We start from the raw sequence: 18,647 nt of genomic DNA on the forward strand, positions 1-18,647 counted from the left end.
CGATGGAAAGTATGCGCGGATCTATCGATGACTGTCAATATCGATTAACATCGATGCATGGTGACGATGCTGCCCGTGATCTCGAATCCCGCCGTCGATGCGGCGACGTGCTGCGCGCCCCTCGTGAAGGAGCCGATCACCCAGGCCGAGGCGGAGCGCCTCGCGGCGACGATGAAGGCGCTCGCCGACCCCGCGCGCCTGCGGCTGCTGTCGATCGTGGCGTCGTCCGCGGATCAGGAAGCCTGCGTCTGCGACCTCATCGAGCCCATCGGACTGTCGCAGCCGACGGTGTCGCACCACCTGAAGGTGCTGACCGAGGCCGGCTTCCTCTCCCGCTCGAAGCGCGGCACCTGGGCCTACTACCGGCTGCAGCCCGAGGCTCTCGCCGGCATCGCCGACTTCCTCGCCGTCTGACCGCCGCGGCGCCGACCCGACGCGAACGGCGCCCATCCCGGGCCGAAACCCGCACGTCGCGTCGGCTCGCGGCGTCGAGACGTCGCACATGGTCGCGCGACGCGCGCGAAAGCGACCATCTGCGACGGCTCGGGCAAACCCGGGCGTCCTAGAGTGGGGCGGATGCCACGACGGGGGAGGCGACGATGCTCGTGACGGTGACCTACGCGCCTGCGGACGGTCAGGATGCGACCGCGCTCGGCTTCCTCCTCCATAAGCATCCGGCGAAAGTGCAGACGTTCTCGGCGCCTGTCGGCGACATCCACGTGTTCTATCCCGAAGCCACCGCTGAGCGGTGCACCGTCGCGGTGATGCTCGAGGTCGATCCGATCGCGCTCGTCCGGAACAAGCGCTTCCTGGGGGATGCCGGGGCTCTCGGCCACTACGTCAACGACCGCCCCTACGCCGCGTCGAGCATGCTCGCCGTCGCGATCGGGACCGTGTTCCGCACCGCGATGACGGGCCGCAGCGACACGTACCCGGAGCTGGCGGCATCCGCTCTGCCCCTGCGGATCGAGGTTCCCGTGGTGTCGGCGCGGGGGGACGAGGATCTCGTGCGGCGGCTGTTCGAGCCGTGCGGCTGGTCCGTCGCGCAGGAACGCGTCCCGCTCGACGATGCGCACCCGGAGTGGGGCGACTCGCGGTACAGCTCGGTCGTGCTGATCGGCGAGGTGAGGCTGGCCGAGGCGCTCCGCCAGCTCTACGTGCTGCTGCCCGTCCTCGACGACAGCAAGCACTATTGGGTCGGCGACGACGAGGTCGGCAAGCTCGAGCGTGCGGGCGAGGGCTGGCTCCCCGGCCACCCCGAGCGGGACCTCATCACCCGCCGCTATCTGCTGCACCAGCGGAATCTGCTCGAGGATCCTGCGGGCTCGGCGGAGCGACCGGTACCGCTGCGGCAGCACCGGGCGGACGCCGTCCTCGCGGCGCTCGCCGACACCGGTGCCCGACGCGTCGTCGACATGGGATGCGGTCCCGGCGCGCTGCTCGCACGCCTGGCGAGGGATCGCTCGTTCACGAAGATCGTCGGCGTCGACGTGTCGGCTCGGTCTCTCGAGCAGGCGGCGCGGATGCTGCGGCTCGCCGAGGCATCCGATGCCGACCGCGAGCGGCTCGAACTGCTCCACGGCTCCGTCGTCTATCGCGACGAGCGTCTGCGCGGCTTCGATGCGATGGTGCTGATGGAGGTCGTCGAGCACGTCGACCCGTCCCGACTCGGCGCGCTCGAGGACGCCGTCTTCGCGTCGGCCGCCCCCGGCGCCGTCGTCGTCACGACACCCAACGCCGAGTACAACGCGCTGTACCCCGACCTCGCTCCGGGCGCGTTCCGTCACGACGACCACCGGTTCGAGTGGACCCGTGCCGAGTTCCGGGCGTGGGCCGAGGCGGTCGCCGGCCGTCACGGCTACGCGGTGGAGTTCCGCCCGGTCGGTGACGCGGATGCCGACCGCGGCGCTCCGACCCAGCTTGCCCTGTTCCGCAAGGAGGTCGCGGCATGACCGTCCTCGACATCCCCGCGCTCTCGCTCGTCGTGCTCGTCGGAGCCTCCGGCTCGGGCAAGTCGACCTTCGCGCGGGAGCACTTCGGTCCCTACGAGACGCTCTCGAGCGACACGTTCCGCGGTCTCGTCGGCAACGACGAGTCCGACCAGTCGGTGACCGCTGCCGCCTTCGACGCGCTGCAGTACGTCGCGGGCAAGCGTCTCGACGCGAGCCTGCTCACCGTCGTGGACGCGACGAGTGTGCAGCCCGACGCGCGCCGCAGGCTCGTTGAGCTCGCCAAGGCCCACGACGTGCTGCCGGTCGCGATCGTCTTCGACGTGCCCGAGTCCGTCGCCGTCGAACGCAACGCGGCGCGCACCGATCGCCACATCCCCGCCGGGGTCGTGAAGCGGCAGACCGATCAGCTGCGCCGCGGACTCCGCCACCTCGGACGCGAGGGCTTCCGCAAGGTGCACGTCCTGCACACGCCCGAGGAGGTCGCCGCCGCCAGCATCGAACGGACGCGCCTGCTCACCGATCGCACCGATGCGTGCGGCCCTTTCGATGTCATCGGCGACGTGCACGGATGCCGCAGCGAACTCGAGTCCCTGCTGGGGCGCCTCGGCTACGACCTCGTCCGCGACGAGCAGGGGCGCGCGGTGGACGCGCGGCACCCCGAGGGGCGTCGCGTCGTGTTCCTCGGCGACCTCGTCGACCGCGGTCCCGACGTCGTGGGTGTGCTGCGGCTGGCGATGGGGATGGTCGCGGCCGGTCACGCGCTCGCCGTGCCCGGCAACCACGAGGTCAAGCTCGTACGGGCTCTGCGCGGGGCGAAGGTCACCCTCTCGCACGGCCTCGAGGAGACGCTCGCGCAGCTGTCGGGCGAGAGCGAGGAGTTCCGCGAGCAGGTCGCGGCCTTCTGCTACGACCTGGTGTCGCATCTCATCCTCGATGAGGGGCGCCTGGTGGTCGCACACGCAGGGCTCAAGGAGCAGTACCACGGCCGCGCGTCGGGGCGGGTGCGCGCGTTCGCGCTGTACGGCGAGACGACGGGCGAGACCGACGAGTTCGGCCTGCCGGTGCGGCATCCGTGGGCGCAGGACTACCGCGGTCGCGCGGTCGTCCTCTACGGACACACGCCCGTGCCGACGGTCGAATGGGTGAACAACACCGCGTGCCTCGACACCGGGTGCGTCTTCGGCGGCGCTCTGTCGGCGATGCGTTACCCCGAGCGCGAGGTCGTCTCGGTGCCCGCCGAACAGGTCTGGTACGACCCGATCCGTCCCTTGGCCCCCGCCGCGCCGACCCGGGCGCCCGGGGTCGTCGACCTGGCCGAGGTCCAGGGCAAGCTCATCGTCGAGACGAGCCTGCACGGCCGTGTCGGGATCAAAGAGGAGCAGTCCGCCGGTGGGTTGGAGACCATCAGCCGGTGGGCGACGGATCCGCGCTGGCTCATCCACCTGCCGCCGACGATGTCGCCACCGAACTCGTCCTCGCGGGAGGGGTATCTCGAGCACCCCGACGAGGCATTCGCGACCTACCGCACGAGCGGAGTGACCGACCTCATCGCGGAGGAGAAGCACATGGGCTCGCGCGCGCTCGTGCTCGTCTCGCGCGACCCCGCCCGGTTCTCGGCGCCCGAGGGCTGGCGCGGCGTGATCCACACGCGGACCGGCCGTCCCTTCTTCGCGCCCGATGTCGAGGCCGGCGTGCTCGGCCGCCTCGACGCGGCGCTCGAGCGCTCCGGTCTCTGGGACGAGCTGGCGGCCTCGTGGGTCCTCCTCGACGCCGAGGTCCTGCCGTGGTCGCTTAAGGCCGGTGACCTCATCCGCGATCTGTATGCGTCGGTGGCCGCTGCGGCCCAGACCGCGACGGATGCCGCATCCGCCGTCCTCGCCCGGGCCGCGGCATCCGGGATCGATGTCAGCGCCCTCGCCGCGCGGACCCGGGCACGTGCCGAGGGCGCGCGCGGCTTCCGCGCGGCGTACCGCCGGTACGTCGGGGACCGGGGCGAGGTGCGCATCGCGCCGTTCCAGGTGCTGGCTGCGGGCGAGGCGACCTTCGAGACGCGCGACCACGGCTGGCACCTGGGGATCGCCGACCGGCTCGTCGAGGCCGCGCCGGATCTGGTCGCGCCGACTCGGCGACAACGGATCGACCTTCAGGACGAGGCATCCGTCAGCGCCGCGATCGATTGGTGGGAGGAGCTGACCGGCGCCGGCGGCGAAGGGCTGGTCGTCAAGCCCTTCGCGAACCTCACGCGCACGCCGAAGGGGCTCGTCCAGCCGGGCATCAAGGTGCGCGGCCGCGAGTACCTGCGGATCATCTACGGGCCGGACTACACCGAACCGGCCAACCTCTCGCGCCTGCGCGACCGCAACGTCGGCCACAAGCGGTCGCTCGCGGCACGCGAGTACGCACTCGGGATCGAGTCACTGCACCGTTTCACCGCGGGCGAGCCCCTGTGGCGGGTCCATCAGTCCGTGTTCGCGGTGCTCGCCCTCGAGTCCGACCCCATCGACCCCCGGCTCTGACGCCCGCCGCGGCGCCGACCCGACGCGAACGGCGCCCATCCCGGGCCGGAACCCGCACGTCGCGTCGGCTCGCGGCGTCGAGACGTCGCACATGGTCGCGCGACGCGCGCGAAAGCGACCATCTGCGACGGCTCGAGCATCGGCAAGCGCCATATCGCGGCGAGAATCTCGGCACCACCCCTTCCGGGCGACCGCCGGGAGTTCGTAGCGTGGACTCCATGGCGCGTGACGACGATCGACCCGAGGATCTCTACACCGGACCCATCGACCTGTCGGCGCTCGCCGCGGCCGAGGACGGCGACCTCGAGATGCCCGAGATCAGCTACGACGAGCAGCGGTACCCCGCGCGCCCGCGTCGTCTCCGCCCGCGCGACAACCTGCGCGGCAGCAGCGTGCGCCGCATCCGCACCGACCCGCGCACCGCGAACGGCACGAACCCGTCGTACGTCGAGTGGCTGGTGCGGCAGTCGATGCTGAAGGATGCCGACGTGCTGGCGCGTCAGCTGTCGGGACAACCCACGATGTGGCGGAACGCCTACGCCCGCCCCGACGCACGTCGCGCGATCGCGACCAGCGACGTCTGGTTCACCGCGTACCCGATCTCGCTCATCACGCGGCCCGGTCAGTCGTTCCTGTCGGCCCTCGGCGACGACGAACTCTGGTCGGTGTTCGAGCGCATCGGCATCACCGCCATCCACACCGGTCCCGTCAAGCGCGCCGGCGGCATCGAGGGCTGGGGCGAGACCCCCAGCGTCGACGGGCACTTCGACCGCATCAGTACGGCGATCGACCCGGCCTTCGGCACCGAGGACGAGTTCCGCGCCCTGTGCGACGTCGCCGACTCGCACGGCGGCAGCATCATCGACGACATCGTCCCCGGTCACACCGGCAAGGGCGCCGACTTCCGCCTCGCCGAGATGGGCTTCAAGGACTATCCCGGCATCTACCACATGGTCGCGATCCCGCCCGAGGACTGGCATCTGCTGCCCGACGTCCCCGAGGGCTACGACAGCGTCAACCTCGACCCGGCCACCGAGCACACCCTCGCCGAGCACGGCTACATCATCGGCGCCCTGCAGCGGGTCATCTTCTACACGCCCGGCGTGAAGGAGACGAACTGGAGCGCGACGGCTCCGTCGATCGGACCCGACGGGGTCACCCGTCGCTGGGTGTACCTGCACTACTTCAAGCAGGGGCAGCCCTCGATCAACTGGCTCGACCCGACCTTCGCCGGCATGCGCCTTGTCATCGGCGACGCGCTGCACTCGCTCGGCGAGCTCGGCACGAGCGCGCTGCGCCTCGACGCGAACGGCTTCCTCGGCGTGGAGAAGAGCGCCGAGGGTCTGCCCGCGTGGTCGGAGGGGCACCCGCTCTCGCACGCAGCGAACCACATCATCGCGGGCATGGTCCGCAAGGTCGGCGGGTTCACGTTCCAGGAGCTGAACCTCACGATGGAGGACATCCGCGACACCGGAGCCGTCGGCGCCGACCTGTCGTACGACTTCATCGGGCGCCCGGGGTACCACCACGCCCTCGCGACCGGTCAGACCGAGTTCCTGCGTCTCGCCCTCACCTCGTCGCTCGAGCTGGGTGTCGCCCCCGTGCAGCTCGTGCACGGACTGCAGAACCACGACGAGCTCACCTACGAGCTCGTCCACTGGGCCACCCGCCACGCCGACGAGGAGTACGCTTTCCGCGGCGACGTCATCACCGGCGGCGAGCTCGCCGAGGTCGTCCGGGCCGAGCTGACCGAGAAGCTGGTGGATGCCGGTGACTACAACCGCGTGTTCACGCAGAACGGCATCGCCTGCACGTCGACCTCGCTCATCGCGGCGACCCGGGGCATCCCGAGCCTCGACGAGATCACCGACGAGGACGTCCCCGCGATCCGGGACGCCCACCTGCTGCTGTGCGCCTACAACGCCTGGCAGCCCGGCGTCTTCGGGCTTTCTGGCTGGGATCTCGTCGGCATGCTGACGCTGCCGGGCGACGAGGTCGCCGACCTGATCGGCGCCGGCGACACCCGCTGGATCGAACGCGGTGCGCACGACCTTCTCGACGTCGACCCGGGCGCGAACCGGTCGACCTCGGGCATGCCGCGCGGCCGTGCCTTGTACGGGCCGCTTCCCGCTCAGCTCGAGGACCCCGGGTCGTTCGCGTCGCGCCTGTCGGCGATCATCGACCTGCGGCGGGAGCACGGTGTCGCGACGGCGACCCAGGTGGACATCCCCGAGGTGGCGCACGCCGGCATGCTGGTGCTGGTCCACCGACTCGACGAGGGCGTGCCGGATGCCGACGCCCCCGTGCAGGTGACCGTCCTGAACTTCTCGGCGGAGCCCATCGAGGGCACCGTGCGGTCCGAGCACTTGACCCCGCAGAGCGACGTGCGCGACGCGGCCGCCGACGAGGTCATCGGCCGCGTCGACGACCTGCAGAGCTTCTCGGTGTCGCTGCCCGCCTACGGCGCGCTGTTCCTGCTGCTCGAGCCCCAGCCCGACGAGGAGTGACCCCTCCGGGTGCCGCTGCGCAAGCCCCCTCGCGGTGTCGGGGGTGCTGCGTAGCGTCGTCCCATGAGCGACGAGAACACCCCCTCCGAGAACGACACCCCCGGCACCGCTGAGGGCCATTCGCTGCCACCCGAGACCGGGGAGTCCGGTGAGATGCTCGGCGGGCCGAGTGGAGACACCGCGATCAAGGACCCCGAGGAGTGGGTCACCGGCGACGAGCCGATGACCGGCGCACAGCGCAGCTACCTCGACACCCTCGCGCGGGAGGCGGGCGAGCAGATCCCCGCCGACCTCACGAAGGCGCAGGCGTCCGAGCACATCGACCGCCTGCAGCAGGCGACAGGCCGCGGCGCCTCGGAGTGATCGGCGACGGCGTCGCGCGCGCCGCTCAGGCGAGCGCGGCGTCGATGCCGGCGAGCGGGACCGGCAGCCAGTCGGGGCGGTTCCGCGCCTCGTAGATCGACTCGTACACCGCCTTGTCGAGCACGAGGGCCCTCAGCAGCACGGGGTCGAGGGCGATCGCGCCCGGCGCGGCGGTGTACGCCGCGAGGAAGGCCTCGCGGCAGGCCGCCGCCCAGGCCCCGGCATCCGGTCCGGCGCCAACCGCGCCCGCGTAGTCGAACGAGCGCAGCATGCCGGCGACGTCACGCGGGGGCAGGTCGGGGATCGCGCGCTCGGCCATCGGCCGCAGCGGCTCGCCCTCGAAGTCGACGATGCGCCAGCCGCCGTGCGGCACGGCGAGCACCTGGCCCAGGTGCAGGTCGCCGTGGATGCGCTGCAGCCGCGGCCAGGGGCGTTCGAGCGCCGCGGCGTAGACCGCGTCGATCGCGGCGAGCCGGTCGGCGACGGCGGGGACCTCGGCCGAGGCGATCGCGAGGCGCCGTCGCCAGGCGCGCCCCACCGCCTCGAGCTGATCGGCGGAGGCCGTCATGGACTCGAGCGCGTCGCTCAGCGCGCCGTGCACACCGGCGACGGCGACACCGAGATCGCGGGCTGCGCCGGTGAAGTCCCGGCCCTCTCGGGCGGCGTCGAGGGCGATCGCCCAGCCGTCGCGCACGCCCGGCAGGAACTCCTGCGCGAATCCCAGGGTGCCGCTCGCCGTCCCGCTCTCGCGGCCGACGTCGGGCCACTCGGCATCCGCACTGCCGTAGAAGCGCGGCACGTACGGCGACCCGGCGTCGCTCAGCACCCGCTGCACGGTCACGTCGGGGTTCTCGCCGTGGTGCAGCGCGCGGAAGAGTTTGAGGATGATGGTGGGCGAGCCGTCGACGTCGTAGACGATCGACGTGTTGGACTGCTCGCCCGTCAGCACCCGTGACCCCGTCACGCGGCTGGTGTCGACGCCCATGTCGGCAAGGAGGCCGACCGTGAAGGCAGGATGCCGTGTGGCATCCACCACCGCGAGTCCCTCGTGGGTGGTGGTGATGATCTCCTCGTCGGCAGGGTCCGAGACCTCGGCGAGGGGCACGTTGTAGAGGGTGGGGACCGCGCCCGCGTCGTCCATGAGGAGGTAGCGGGTCGCGCCCGTCATGGGCTGCGCGTCGAGCACACGGAACCGCGGATCGTGACTCTTGCCCGCATACCAGCGCTGCCGTGCCACCCAGGCACCGAGGTCGTCGTCGAATTCCACACACCCAGCCTGGACCGGGCATACGGCGCCGCGGAAGGGGTGGACGGGGATCCGTTCCGCGGATATGAGCGGATGCCGCAGGTCACGCCACCGGCAGACGCACGGTGAACACGGTGCGCCCCGGCGCGCTCTCGACGGCGAGGGAACCGTCATGGGCGGCGACGATCGCCTGCGCGATGGACAGGCCGAGGCCGGTGCTCCCGGCATCCCGGTTGCGGGAGACATCGCCCCGCGCGAACCGCTCGAACAGCCGGTCGCGGATGTCGGGGGCGATCCCGGGGCCGTCGTCGGTCACGTCGAGGACGGCGTCAGCGCCGTCCGGTCGGAGCGCGAGGACCACGCGGGTCCCCGGCGGCGTGTGGGTCCGGGCGTTGCGCAGGAGGTTCGCCACCACCTGGCGCAGCCTGTTCTCGTCACCGGTCACCTCGATCGCGTCCTCCTCGCGGAGGTCGAGCAGCCACGTCCGCGTGGGGTCCGCGGCGTGCGCGTCGCTGATCGCGTCGATGGCGAGCATCGTGAGGTCCACGCTCTCGCGGCGCAGCGGTTGACCGGCGTCGAGCCGGGCGAGCAGCAGGAGGTCCTCCACGAGGTCCGCCATGCGCGTGGACTCCGAGGCGATGCGGTCGAAGGCGCGCTGCTGGGTGGGCGTCATCGGGGCGTTCTCGCCGAGGGAGAGTTGCGCGTACCCCCGGATAGAGGCCAGCGGGGTCCGCAGTTCGTGGCTCGCATCCGCGATGAAGCGGCGCAGCTGATCCTCGCTGTGCTGGCGCGAGGTCAGTGCCGCCTCGATGTGCGCCAGCAGGACGTTCAGCGAATGCCCCACGCGCCCGACCTCGGTCGCGGGGTCGGTGTCGCGGTCGGACACACGCTCGGGGATCTCGACCTCGCCGATCGCCAGCGGCCGCGCCGCGACGCGGTCGGCGACGGCGGCGACACGGTCGAGGGGCCGCAGGGTCCGGCGGACGACGAGCGACAACCCGACGAGGACGAGCAGCAGCGCGGCGCCGGCGACGGAGACCTGGATGACGGTGAGGGCGGAGGTGGTGGCGGTCACCTCGTCGAGCGAGATGCCGGCGACCACCCGCATCCCGTCCTCCTCCCGCGCCGCCAGGCGGAACTCACCGAGGCCGTCGCCGAGGTCGACGGTCTCGGGTGTGCGCGACGGCAGGTCGGCCCGCTCGATCGCGTCGAGCTGGCCCTCGTCGAGCGTCGTCACCTGGCCGTCGTCGCCCGTGTAGCTCGAGGACACCACCGATCCGTCCGACGCGAACACGGCGTGCAGCGTCCCGATGCGCGGTGCGGGACCTTCGCGGTCCGAGTCGCCGCCCGAGGGGAAGCTTCCCCCCGGCATCCCTCCGCCGACACGGATGATCTGCAGCGTCTCGAGCACCTGCCCGTCGAGCCTGTCGTAGACGAAGGTCCGCAGGGCGAACGAGGTCGCGAAACCCGTCACGAGCAGGGCGACCGCGACGAGCGCACCCGTCCCGACGACGAGCGTGCGCCGGAGCGTCCATCGGCGCCGAGCGCTGCCCGCTGCCGTCATGAGGCCGTCTTGATCGTGTACCCGACGCCGCGCACCGTGTGGATGAGCGGTTCGCCGAGGGTGTCGATCTTCTTGCGAAGGTAAGAGATGTAGATCTCGACGACGCTGGAGGTCCCCCCGAAGTCGTAGCTCCACACCTGGTCGAGGATCTGCGCACGGGAGAGCACGCGCCGGGGGTTCTGCATGAGGTAGCGGAGCAGCTCGAACTCCTTCGCCGTCAGTTTGACCGGGATGCCGCCGCGCTCCACCTCGTACGTCTCCTCGTCGAGGGTCAGGTCGCCGACCCGGAGACGCGTCTCGGACACGGCGGTCGCGGCGACGTGCCGACGGGCCATCGCGCGCAGTCGCACGACGACCTCCTCGAGGTTGAACGGCTTGGTCAGGTAATCGTCGCCGCCGGCGCTGATACCGGCGATCCGGTCTTCGACGGCATCCTTCGCCGTGAGGAAGAGGACGGGCACGTCGTTGCCGGCGCTGCGCAGGCGCTTCAGCACCTCCATGCCGTCGATGCCGGGCATCATGATGTCGAGCACGACGAGGTCGGGGGCGAACTCGCGCACCAGGGTGAGGGCCTCCTGTCCGTTCGCGGCGGTGCGGGCATCCCACCCTTCGTTCTGCAGCGCCATGCGCAGCAGGTCGCTGAGGTTCGCCTCGTCGTCGACGACCAGCACGCGGATCGGGGAGCCGTCGATGCGGGTCAACGGGGTGGGGCGAGCGGCGTTCATGGGTTCAGCTTTCCTTGTTCCGGAAGGGAATGCGACCGTGCGACGGCCCTGGGGGAGGCACGCCGCACGGTCGCGCGGGATGTCAGGAGCGTTCGCCGCCGTCACCGGGGCCGGTGCCGCCGTCGGGCGCGGTTGCACCGTCACCCCCGGCGCCGCCGCCCATTCCGCCGCCCATCCCGCCGGCGATGGCTTCTCCCGCCGTCACCGCGACCGACTCGCCCGCCACGGTCACCGTGTAGGTGCCGTCGGCGTCGATGTCGGACGAGGAGAACACCGCGGTCTGGAACTCCTTCTCCGCCGTGGTGGAGAACACGACCGTGCCGTCGGCGTCCGTGATCTCGATCTCGTCACCGGCAGAGCCGCTGACCGTCGCGGCGATCCACGCCTGCGCGGTGCCGCTGTCGGGCGACTCGGCCATGCCGGAGCTGCCCACGGCGAGCAGGGTGCCGCCGCTGATGTCGAATCCGCCGTTGCTGTCGAGCGCGCCGTTGCCCGACATGGTCGGACCCCACACGACGGTGTCGCCGCCCGTGATGGTCACCGAACCGTTCGAGTCGATGCCGTCACCCCCGGCATTCACCGTCAGGGTGCCGCCCGAGATCGTGATCGTCTCGCCGGTGTCGGACATCCCGCCGCCCATGCCGCCCTGATCGGAGCTCCCGGTGCTCTCGGTGCCCGAGTCGCCGCTGCCGTTGAGGCCGTCGTCGGATGCCGTGACCGAGACGTCCCCACCGCTGATCGCGATGTCGGTGGCTTCGAGTCCCTCGTTCGACTCGGAGATGGTGACGGTGCCGCCGCCGATCTCGAGCGCGGACTCGGCGTGCGCGCCGTCGTCGCCTGCAGCCACCGTCACGGTACCGCCGAAGAGGCCGATCGAACCGTCGGAGTGCAGGCCGTCGTCGGTGGCGGTCACGTCGACCGTGCCGTCGCCGATCGCGAGGACGATGCCGGCGCTGATGCCCTTCGACCCGGCATCCGCTGCGCCTTCGGCGCTGATCGAGACCGTGCCGCCCGTGAGGACGACGTCGGTCGTCGCGGCGATGCCGTCGTCGCCGCTCGTGGCGGTGATGTCGCCGGCCGAGATCCAGACGTATCCGCGCGTGGCGTCCTCGTCGTCGTCGCTCTTGAGGGCGTCGCCGCCCGCCGTGAGATCGAGCGTGCCGCCCGAGATCACGAGGGCGTCCTTGCCGCGGAGGGCGTCGTCGACGGCGTCCACCGTGATCGTCCCGCCGATGATGGCGAGGTCGTCGGTGCTGGCGATGCCGTCGTTGCCGTTGCCCGAGACGGTGAGCGATCCGGTTCCGCTGACGGTGAGGTCGGCGTCCGCGTAGATCGCGGCGTTCGCGACCGACGCGTCGTCGTAGCTGGACGCGTCGGACACGGAGTTCACGCTGCCGTCGGCGAGGGAGATCGCGACATCGTCGGCCGTGGTGACGGCGATCGCGGCGCCGTCGGCGTTGGCGATGTCGACGCCGTCGAGGATGAGCACGACCTGTGCGTCGTCGGGAGCAGCGACGACGACCGAGCCGGTCAGGTCACCGCTCAGGCGGTAGACGCCGGCGGCGGTGATGGTGACCGTGCTGCCGTCGACGCTCACGCCGTCGCCGGACGCCGTCGCCGTCGACCCCTCGAGGGCGATGTCGATCGCGTCGGCATCAGACCACTCGTCGTCGTTCACGACGGTGGCGTCCTCGTTGGCCTCGAGGACCGCGGTCGGGTCGAGGTCGGAGTCGATCTCGGCGGCCGCGACCGTCGAGGAGTCGCTGCTGCTCGACGAGGTCGAGTCGGTACCGGTCGTGGACACGCCGGTCACGGCGCATCCCGCGAGGACGAGCCCGGCGAGGGCGAGCGGGACGGCGGGAAGGATCAGGCGGCGGCGCATGGCAGCTCCTCAGTGTGGGAGGGGATGGATGAGGGAGAGAAGGGGCCGCGCAGGAGACGTCCCCAGCGGTTGCGAGGGAGGTCGGGGCTGAGCGCGGCGAGGCCGGTGGCGTACTTGCTGACGGACACCGGCCGGTGTCCGGACCGCCAGAGGAGTCGATCGAGAACGGATGCCGACGAGGGCGACTTGGTCTCGACGATCGCCAGATCGGGCAGGGAGAACCCGGTGCCGTCCGGCCGATCCCACCGCAGGTCGGTGTCGATCGTGGCGCGGGAGGAGTGGTCGGGGGCCAGAAGCGTCGCGCGGGCGTAGCGAGTGACGAGGGTCGCCCCCAACTCTTCCACCCGGTGGGTGTCGACGCCGATCGCGGCGAACGCGGCGGCGACCTCTTCTTGGGCGTCGGGGGTGAGCACGGCGCGCTGAGCGATGTCGTACTCCGACCGCTCCTTCACCGTCGTGCCGCGGGCACCCCGGGTCTTGATCTCGAGGTAGGCGGCCTCGGTGTCGACGTAGGTGCGGGTGCGGAGCTTGAACCGCCGCCGTCGCGGCTGGGCTGCCATGTGGAAGCTCAGCAGATCCGGGGTGTCGAAGTACACCGACTCGTAGGCGAAGCGACGTGCGCCTCCGATCTCGAGCACGCGCGTGCGGTCGTCGACCTGGGACAGCAGGTCGTGCAGGGCCGACTGCGGAACCACGTACTTGCGGTCGACGCGGGCCAGGAGCGCAGCTTCGGCGACCATCTCGTCGAGGCTCACCGCGTCGAAGCGGGTGAGGGTGTCTCCGGCGGCGCTCATCGGACTGCTCCGGCGACCTGGCGGACATCGGTCCGGGTCTGCGGGTGCGCCGCCGGAGAGGCGGCTGCGGCCGATGCCGCGCGGGGTCGGTCGGAGATGCGGTATCGCACGTCGACGGTCGTGGTGTCGTTGACGAGGTCGAGCTCCTGCACGGTCAGCGAGGTGACCTCGCCGCCGACGCGCTGTCCGACGATCGCCCGCAGGACGGTCTCATCGGCCTCGGCGCGGTCGAGCCGCACGATCTGGTGGCGGCTGCGCGAGAGGAGCCGGGGGTGGTCGGCGCCCCACATGACGACGAGGATCAGGGCGATGAGCCCGGCGACGACCGCGATGTCGGTCGTCGGCAGGCCGGCCATGAGGCCCATGGCGAGCGCCGCGAAGTAGTAGGCGACCTCGCGTTGCGAGATCTCGGACGACCGCAGGCGGATGATCGACAGGACGCCGAACAGTCCGAGCCCGAGGCCGAGGGCCACCTCGGCGGTGCCGAGGACGGTCGCTACGGCCATCACGCCGACGTTCACGCCGAGGAAGGCGACGACGAGGTCGCGACGCCGGTGCCGCCGGTAGTACAGCCCGAGGCTCAGGACGAGGGCGGCGATGAGGTCGATCGCGATCAGCGAGATCGAGGCGATGGTCATGGGTTCCTCCGTGGGGGTGTGGTGACGATCTCCATTCGAGTGCCGGTACCTTCACCGTTCATAAGAGACGCATTGACCCGCGATTCGAGCTGCGCGGAACGCGGCGACCGGGCGAAGACGACGCTCCGCTGGATGAGGTAGCCCAGCGTGAACAGCGCTGCCTCGGTCACGAGCTTGGCGGGGAGGAGGGGCAGGCCCGCCTCGGTGAGCATCGTCATCCACGCGACGTTGGAGGCCAGCAGCGCACCCGCCAGCAGGGCGTATCGGCCCGCCTCGCGGCGCAGGCTCCCGCCGTTCTCGCGACGGAAGACGACGTGTCTGTTGACGGCGAAGTTGACGCTCGCGCTCGCGATGCGAGCGGCGATGATCGAGGGCAGGAGCGCCCCCGTCAGCGCGGTGAGCGCGAACAGGACCAGGGTGTCGACGGCGAACGCCATCAGCGACGATCCGGCGAAGAGAACCAGGGGCAGCCCGACGCGGAGCGTGTCGACCAGAGGGCGGAAGTGACTCGAGGCGTTGTGCTCGAGGTAGACCGTCTCGATCGGCACCTCTCGGGTCTCCCAGCCGTCGCGGTGGCAGCGCAGCAGGACGTTCTGCTCGTACTCGAAGCGGTCACCGCGTTGCGTGAGCATCCACGGCAGCATGGCCGAGGGGATGCCGCGCAGCCCCGTTTGCGTGTCCGAGAGGGCCCAGCCGGCCGCCGCGCGGAACGCTGCGCGCGCGGCCCGGTTGCCGACCCGGCTGCGCAGCGGTGTGCCCCGGCGGTCGGTGTCACGGCATCCGAGCACCATGGCGGGTGAGCCCGCGTCGACCCCCGCGACGGTCGCCTCGCCGACGCGCACGATGTCGCGGGCCGTGTGCTGTCCGTCGGCATCGGCGGTGACGACCGCCCGGCCGGGGAAGGCGGACGTCGCGTGGCGGAAGCCGGTGCGCAGCGCCGCTCCCTTGCCCTCGTTGCGGGCGTGGCCGAGGACGGTCGCGCCGAGCAGAGCGGCACCGTCGAAGACGGACGTGTGATCTGGTCCGCTTCCGTCGTCGACGACGACGACCGGGATGCCGGGCGCCTCGGCGCCGAGGTCGCGGATGAGGTCGAGCAGCGTGACGGTGGGCTCGTAGGCGGGGATGAGGATGATCACGGGTCACTCCTCGATGTAGAGGATGTCGCTGGTGCCGCGCTCGCCGCCGTTCGACGGTTGGTTGACGACCTCGCCGTCGAAGTACATGGTCGAGGACCCGCCGCCGTCGAGGTTGTAGGCCGTCTCGGCGCCGAGGTCGATCATGATCTGCGCGAGCTCGGTGAGGGTCGCGCCGCGACTGTAGCCCTCGTCGCGACCGTCGACGACGACGAAGACCAGGTGGTTCTCGTCGATCACGCCGATCGCGGTGCGGGGCTGTTCGCCCTGGATCGAGTGGTTCCCGACATTGGTGTCGACCTCGACGTCCTCGATCCCGGCGACGACGGCGCCCTCCTCGACGAGTGCGGGGCCGAAGCTGAGGGTGTTCCAGACCCCGTCGGCGATCAACTGGTCGGCGCTCGTGGTCGTCTCGTCGTAGACCTGCACCGTGCCGTCGGTGTAGAAGGCCAATCCGGTGCGGGCGGGGGAGTCCCGATAGACGACGCCGTTGCGGATCACGATGCCGGTGTCGCGGAACCCGTAGTAGTCGCCGTTGATCGCGAACACGGCGTCGTTGTCCTCGGCGATGCCGCTCGTGGTCTCGGTGATGTTCTCGCCGAACTGGTCCTTCGCGAAGGCGGACCGCAATCGGGTGGCGTCGGAGAGGACGACGTCCGCGACGTAGTAGGTGAGGGTGTCGTCGCCCGACCCCGTGACGACCTCCGACACGGTGACACTCGTCGCACCGTCCGAGTACGTGTCTCCGTCGACGACCCCCGCGGAGCTCGTCGCCGACGTCGTCGGCTCGACGGTCGAGTTCTCGGCCTCGTACGCCGACACGTCGGAGATCTCGACGTGCTCGATGAGGAAGCGGTCGGCTGCCCACGCCGTCGCGCCCCCGACGGCGAGGACGAGGGCGAGTCCGCCCGCGATGAGGGCGGTCCGCAGGCGGCGGCGCGGTCTGGTCGTGTGAGGCATGCCTCCAGGAGTACGGGCGACACGTCGGGCGGACGTTGACCGATCCTGAGAGCGGGATTAACGATCGGGCGCGTGGGCCCCGGCGATCGCGCCCTAGGCTGGAACGCCCTGCCTGCCGCCGCACGAGAGGGTGCCCGTGACGACCACCACAGCACAGACGCTGACCGCCGAGGTCCGGGGTTGGACCTCTCCGCGGCGGGTGCATCCGATGACGCCGGATGCGGGCTCCCGGATCGTCCTCACCGACCGGTATCTGCTGCGCGACGGGCGCCCCCACATCCCGGTCTCCGGTGAGTTCCACTTCACGCGCGTTCTCCGCTCCCAGTGGGATCGCCGGCTGCGGCTCATGCGCGCGGGCGGACTGACGGCCGTCGCGGCGTACGTCTTCTGGAACCACCATCAGCCGGACGCCGACGCACCGCCGGCGTTCGACGACGGCCGCGACGTCGCGGCGTTCGTCGACGCCTGTGCGCGGGCGGATCTCGACGTCATCTTGCGGGTCGGGCCGTGGTGCCACGGCGAGGTGCGCAACGGCGGGCTCCCCGACTGGGTGCAGGCGGCCGACGTCGCCCACCGGACGGACGACCCCGCCTACCTCGCCCTCGTGCGGCCGTGGTTCGCCGCCCTCGGCGCCCAGCTCGCCGGCCGCCTCGGTGGCGCGAGCCGCGTCATCGGCATCCAGATCGAGAACGAGATCTACGACCAGCCCGGCCACATCGCGACGCTGAAGGCGATGGCGATCGAGGCGGGCCTGGTCGCCCCCCTCTACATGGCGACCGCGTGGGGCGGGGCGGAGCTTCCCGCCGACGCGGTGCTGCCGATGTTCGGCGGGTACGCCGACGGTTTCTGGGTGGACGCCGACGCGCCCTGGGATGACACGTTCCGTGAGCACTTCTTCTTCAGCCACGTGTGGGACGACCCGGGCATCGGTGCGGACGTGCGCGGTGCGCGGGCGTCCGGGCGCGGTGCCCTGCCCGACGGGTTCCCCGCGGTGACCTGCGAGCTCGGCGGAGGGATGGCGACGGCCTACCACCGTCGCCCCGTCCTCGACGCCGAAGACATCGCCGCCGTGGCGAACACCAAGATCGGCAACGGCTCGGCGTGGCAGGGGTACTACATGTACGCCGGGGGGATCAATCCCGCACCTGGGCTGCAGGAGTCCCAGTCGACGGGCTACCCGAACGATCTGCCCGAGTTCGACTACGACTTCCACGCGCCCATCGGGGCTGCCGGCATCCCGAGCCGCACGCATGCACTCCTGCGCACCCAGCACGCGTTCCTGCGCTACTTCGGCGAGCGGGTGGCCGAGATGCCCTCGACGCTGCCCGACGTGCTGCCCCAGGGCGTCCATGACCGATCGACGCCGCGATGGGCCGTGCGGTCCGACGGTGACGAGGGCGTGGTCTTCGTCACCTGGCAGCAGCCGCACGACGCGCTGGACGAGCTCCCGCCCGTCCGCTTCGACGTCTCACTGCCGGGGCGGCGCGTGGTCTTCTCGGACGTGCCGGTCGCCATCCCCCGCGGTACCATCGCCCGCTTCCCCTTCGGCCTGGTCGTGGGCGGCGCGACCCTGGAATGGGCGACGGCGAGTCCGCTCGCTTTCCTCGCCCGGCCTGGCGGCGGTGCGGTGCTCGTGCTGCTCGCGCACGCGGGCATCCCGCCCCGGGTGCGGATCGCCGGCGAGACGCGTGAGGCGACAGGGGAGCTCTGGTCGTGGTCCGTCGGAGAGGATGCGGTCGTCGTCCTGGGTGCCCAGCACACCGACGACGTCTGGGTGATCGACGACCGGATCCTCCTCAGCGCCGATGAGATCGACGTCGCCGACGACGGCGGAGTCGCCGTGTGGCATCGCGCGGGCGGCGCCGTGCGGATCCTCGACCTCGACGCGCTGCGACTGCGGGTCCTCCAGCCCGCCGGGGCCGACGTGACACCGGCCCGCGACCTGCCCGTGGTCCGGGGTGCTTCGGGAGCCGGGCCTGCGGCGACCTACGGCTCGCGCGACGGGCGCGCCGCGGCGCCCGGTACCGACCGCGTCGTCCGCGACGGGGACGTGTACACCGTGCGCATCCCCGACGACCTCCAGGACGGCCCGCTCGAGGTCTCCGTCGACTGGGTGGGCGACGTCGCCGCGGTGCGCGCAGACGACGTGCTGGTGGGCGACCGGTTCTGGGACGGCACGGACTGGATGCTCCGCATCCCCGCCGGCACGCGGCGACTCAGCTTCCACGTGCTGGGGCTCCACCGCGAGGCGGCCGTGTGGCTCCATCCGCGCGCGCGGGCACGGCTCGCCGAAGCCACCGCGCAGGGGGTGCTCGCCGTGACCGCGCAGCCTGCCGATCAGCGCCGTCTTCACGGGTGACGGCCGCG

14 protein-coding genes are annotated in these 18,647 nt (G+C 71.5%); 6 read left to right on the plus strand and 8 right to left on the minus strand.

The genetic code is table 11. From position 1 onward, the window contains the following. Positions 1–57: 57 nt before the first annotated feature. From ACIGEP_RS12360 to ACIGEP_RS12380, 5 genes are all read left to right on the plus strand, one after another. Positions 58–414, plus strand: coding sequence for an ArsR/SmtB family transcription factor (locus ACIGEP_RS12360; RefSeq protein WP_396661912.1), 357 nt, complete (start codon positions 58–60; stop codon positions 412–414). A gap of 185 nt (positions 415–599) precedes the next feature. After that, the gene (locus ACIGEP_RS12365) at positions 600–1,952 is read left to right on the plus strand and encodes a 3' terminal RNA ribose 2'-O-methyltransferase Hen1 (protein WP_396661913.1); all 1,353 of its coding nucleotides are present in this window, start codon (positions 600–602) and stop codon (positions 1,950–1,952) included. Then, entirely contained in the window at positions 1,949–4,468 is a 2,520-nt protein-coding gene (locus ACIGEP_RS12370; protein ID WP_396661914.1) for a polynucleotide kinase-phosphatase, read from the plus strand. The genes ACIGEP_RS12365 and ACIGEP_RS12370 overlap by 4 nt, the downstream gene beginning before the upstream one ends. Before the next feature lie 218 nt (positions 4,469–4,686). Continuing rightward, positions 4,687–6,975, plus strand: a complete 2,289-nt coding sequence (gene treS / locus ACIGEP_RS12375; protein WP_396661915.1) for a maltose alpha-D-glucosyltransferase — start codon at positions 4,687–4,689, stop codon at positions 6,973–6,975. Between the two features lie 63 nt (positions 6,976–7,038). After that, positions 7,039–7,338 carry a DUF3072 domain-containing protein gene (locus ACIGEP_RS12380; RefSeq protein ID WP_396661916.1) on the plus strand — a complete coding sequence of 100 codons (300 nt, stop codon included), beginning with the start codon at positions 7,039–7,041 and terminating at the stop codon, positions 7,336–7,338. Positions 7,339–7,363: 25 nt separating this feature from the next. On the opposite strand, the gene ACIGEP_RS12385 is transcribed toward ACIGEP_RS12380, so the two are convergent. The 8 genes from ACIGEP_RS12385 to ACIGEP_RS12420 all read right to left on the minus strand — a co-directional run bounded on the left by ACIGEP_RS12385 (position 7,364) and on the right by ACIGEP_RS12420 (position 16,280). Continuing rightward, positions 7,364–8,605 (minus strand): hypothetical protein, encoded by a 1,242-nt coding sequence (locus tag ACIGEP_RS12385; protein ID WP_396661917.1) that lies wholly within the window; start codon positions 8,603–8,605, stop codon positions 7,364–7,366. Positions 8,606–8,687: 82 nt separating this feature from the next. Continuing rightward, the gene (locus ACIGEP_RS12390) at positions 8,688–10,148 is read right to left on the minus strand and encodes a sensor histidine kinase (RefSeq protein WP_396661918.1); all 1,461 of its coding nucleotides are present in this window, start codon (positions 10,146–10,148) and stop codon (positions 8,688–8,690) included. Continuing rightward, a complete protein-coding gene (locus ACIGEP_RS12395; protein WP_396661919.1) occupies positions 10,145–10,873 on the minus strand; it encodes a response regulator transcription factor in 729 nt (242 codons plus the stop codon). The genes ACIGEP_RS12390 and ACIGEP_RS12395 overlap by 4 nt, the downstream gene beginning before the upstream one ends. Positions 10,874–10,955: 82 nt before the next feature. After that, positions 10,956–12,755, minus strand: coding sequence for a carbohydrate-binding domain-containing protein (locus tag ACIGEP_RS12400; protein ID WP_396661920.1), 1,800 nt, complete (start codon positions 12,753–12,755; stop codon positions 10,956–10,958). Beyond that, the gene (locus ACIGEP_RS12405; RefSeq protein ID WP_396661921.1) at positions 12,740–13,549 is read right to left on the minus strand and encodes a polyphosphate polymerase domain-containing protein; all 810 of its coding nucleotides are present in this window, start codon (positions 13,547–13,549) and stop codon (positions 12,740–12,742) included. Before ACIGEP_RS12405 ends, ACIGEP_RS12400 begins: the two co-directional genes overlap by 16 nt. Then, positions 13,546–14,187 (minus strand): DUF4956 domain-containing protein, encoded by a 642-nt coding sequence (locus tag ACIGEP_RS12410; RefSeq protein ID WP_396661922.1) that lies wholly within the window; start codon positions 14,185–14,187, stop codon positions 13,546–13,548. Before ACIGEP_RS12410 ends, ACIGEP_RS12405 begins: the two co-directional genes overlap by 4 nt. Continuing rightward, entirely contained in the window at positions 14,184–15,323 is a 1,140-nt protein-coding gene (locus ACIGEP_RS12415; RefSeq protein WP_396661923.1) for a GtrA family protein, read from the minus strand. The genes ACIGEP_RS12410 and ACIGEP_RS12415 overlap by 4 nt, the downstream gene beginning before the upstream one ends. A 3-nt stretch (positions 15,324–15,326) precedes the next feature. Further along, positions 15,327–16,280, minus strand: coding sequence for a phosphodiester glycosidase family protein (locus ACIGEP_RS12420; protein WP_396661924.1), 954 nt, complete (start codon positions 16,278–16,280; stop codon positions 15,327–15,329). Positions 16,281–16,416: 136 nt separating this feature from the next. Between ACIGEP_RS12420 and ACIGEP_RS12425 the strand changes: the two genes are divergently transcribed. Further along, a complete protein-coding gene (locus ACIGEP_RS12425; RefSeq protein ID WP_396661925.1) occupies positions 16,417–18,639 on the plus strand; it encodes a beta-galactosidase in 2,223 nt (740 codons plus the stop codon). The last annotated feature ends 8 nt before the right edge of the window (positions 18,640–18,647 follow it).

Origin of the sequence: Microbacterium sp. NPDC077663 (genome assembly GCF_044542795.1) — a bacterium.
In the GTDB taxonomy this organism is placed as follows: Bacteria; Actinomycetota; Actinomycetes; order Actinomycetales; family Microbacteriaceae; genus Microbacterium.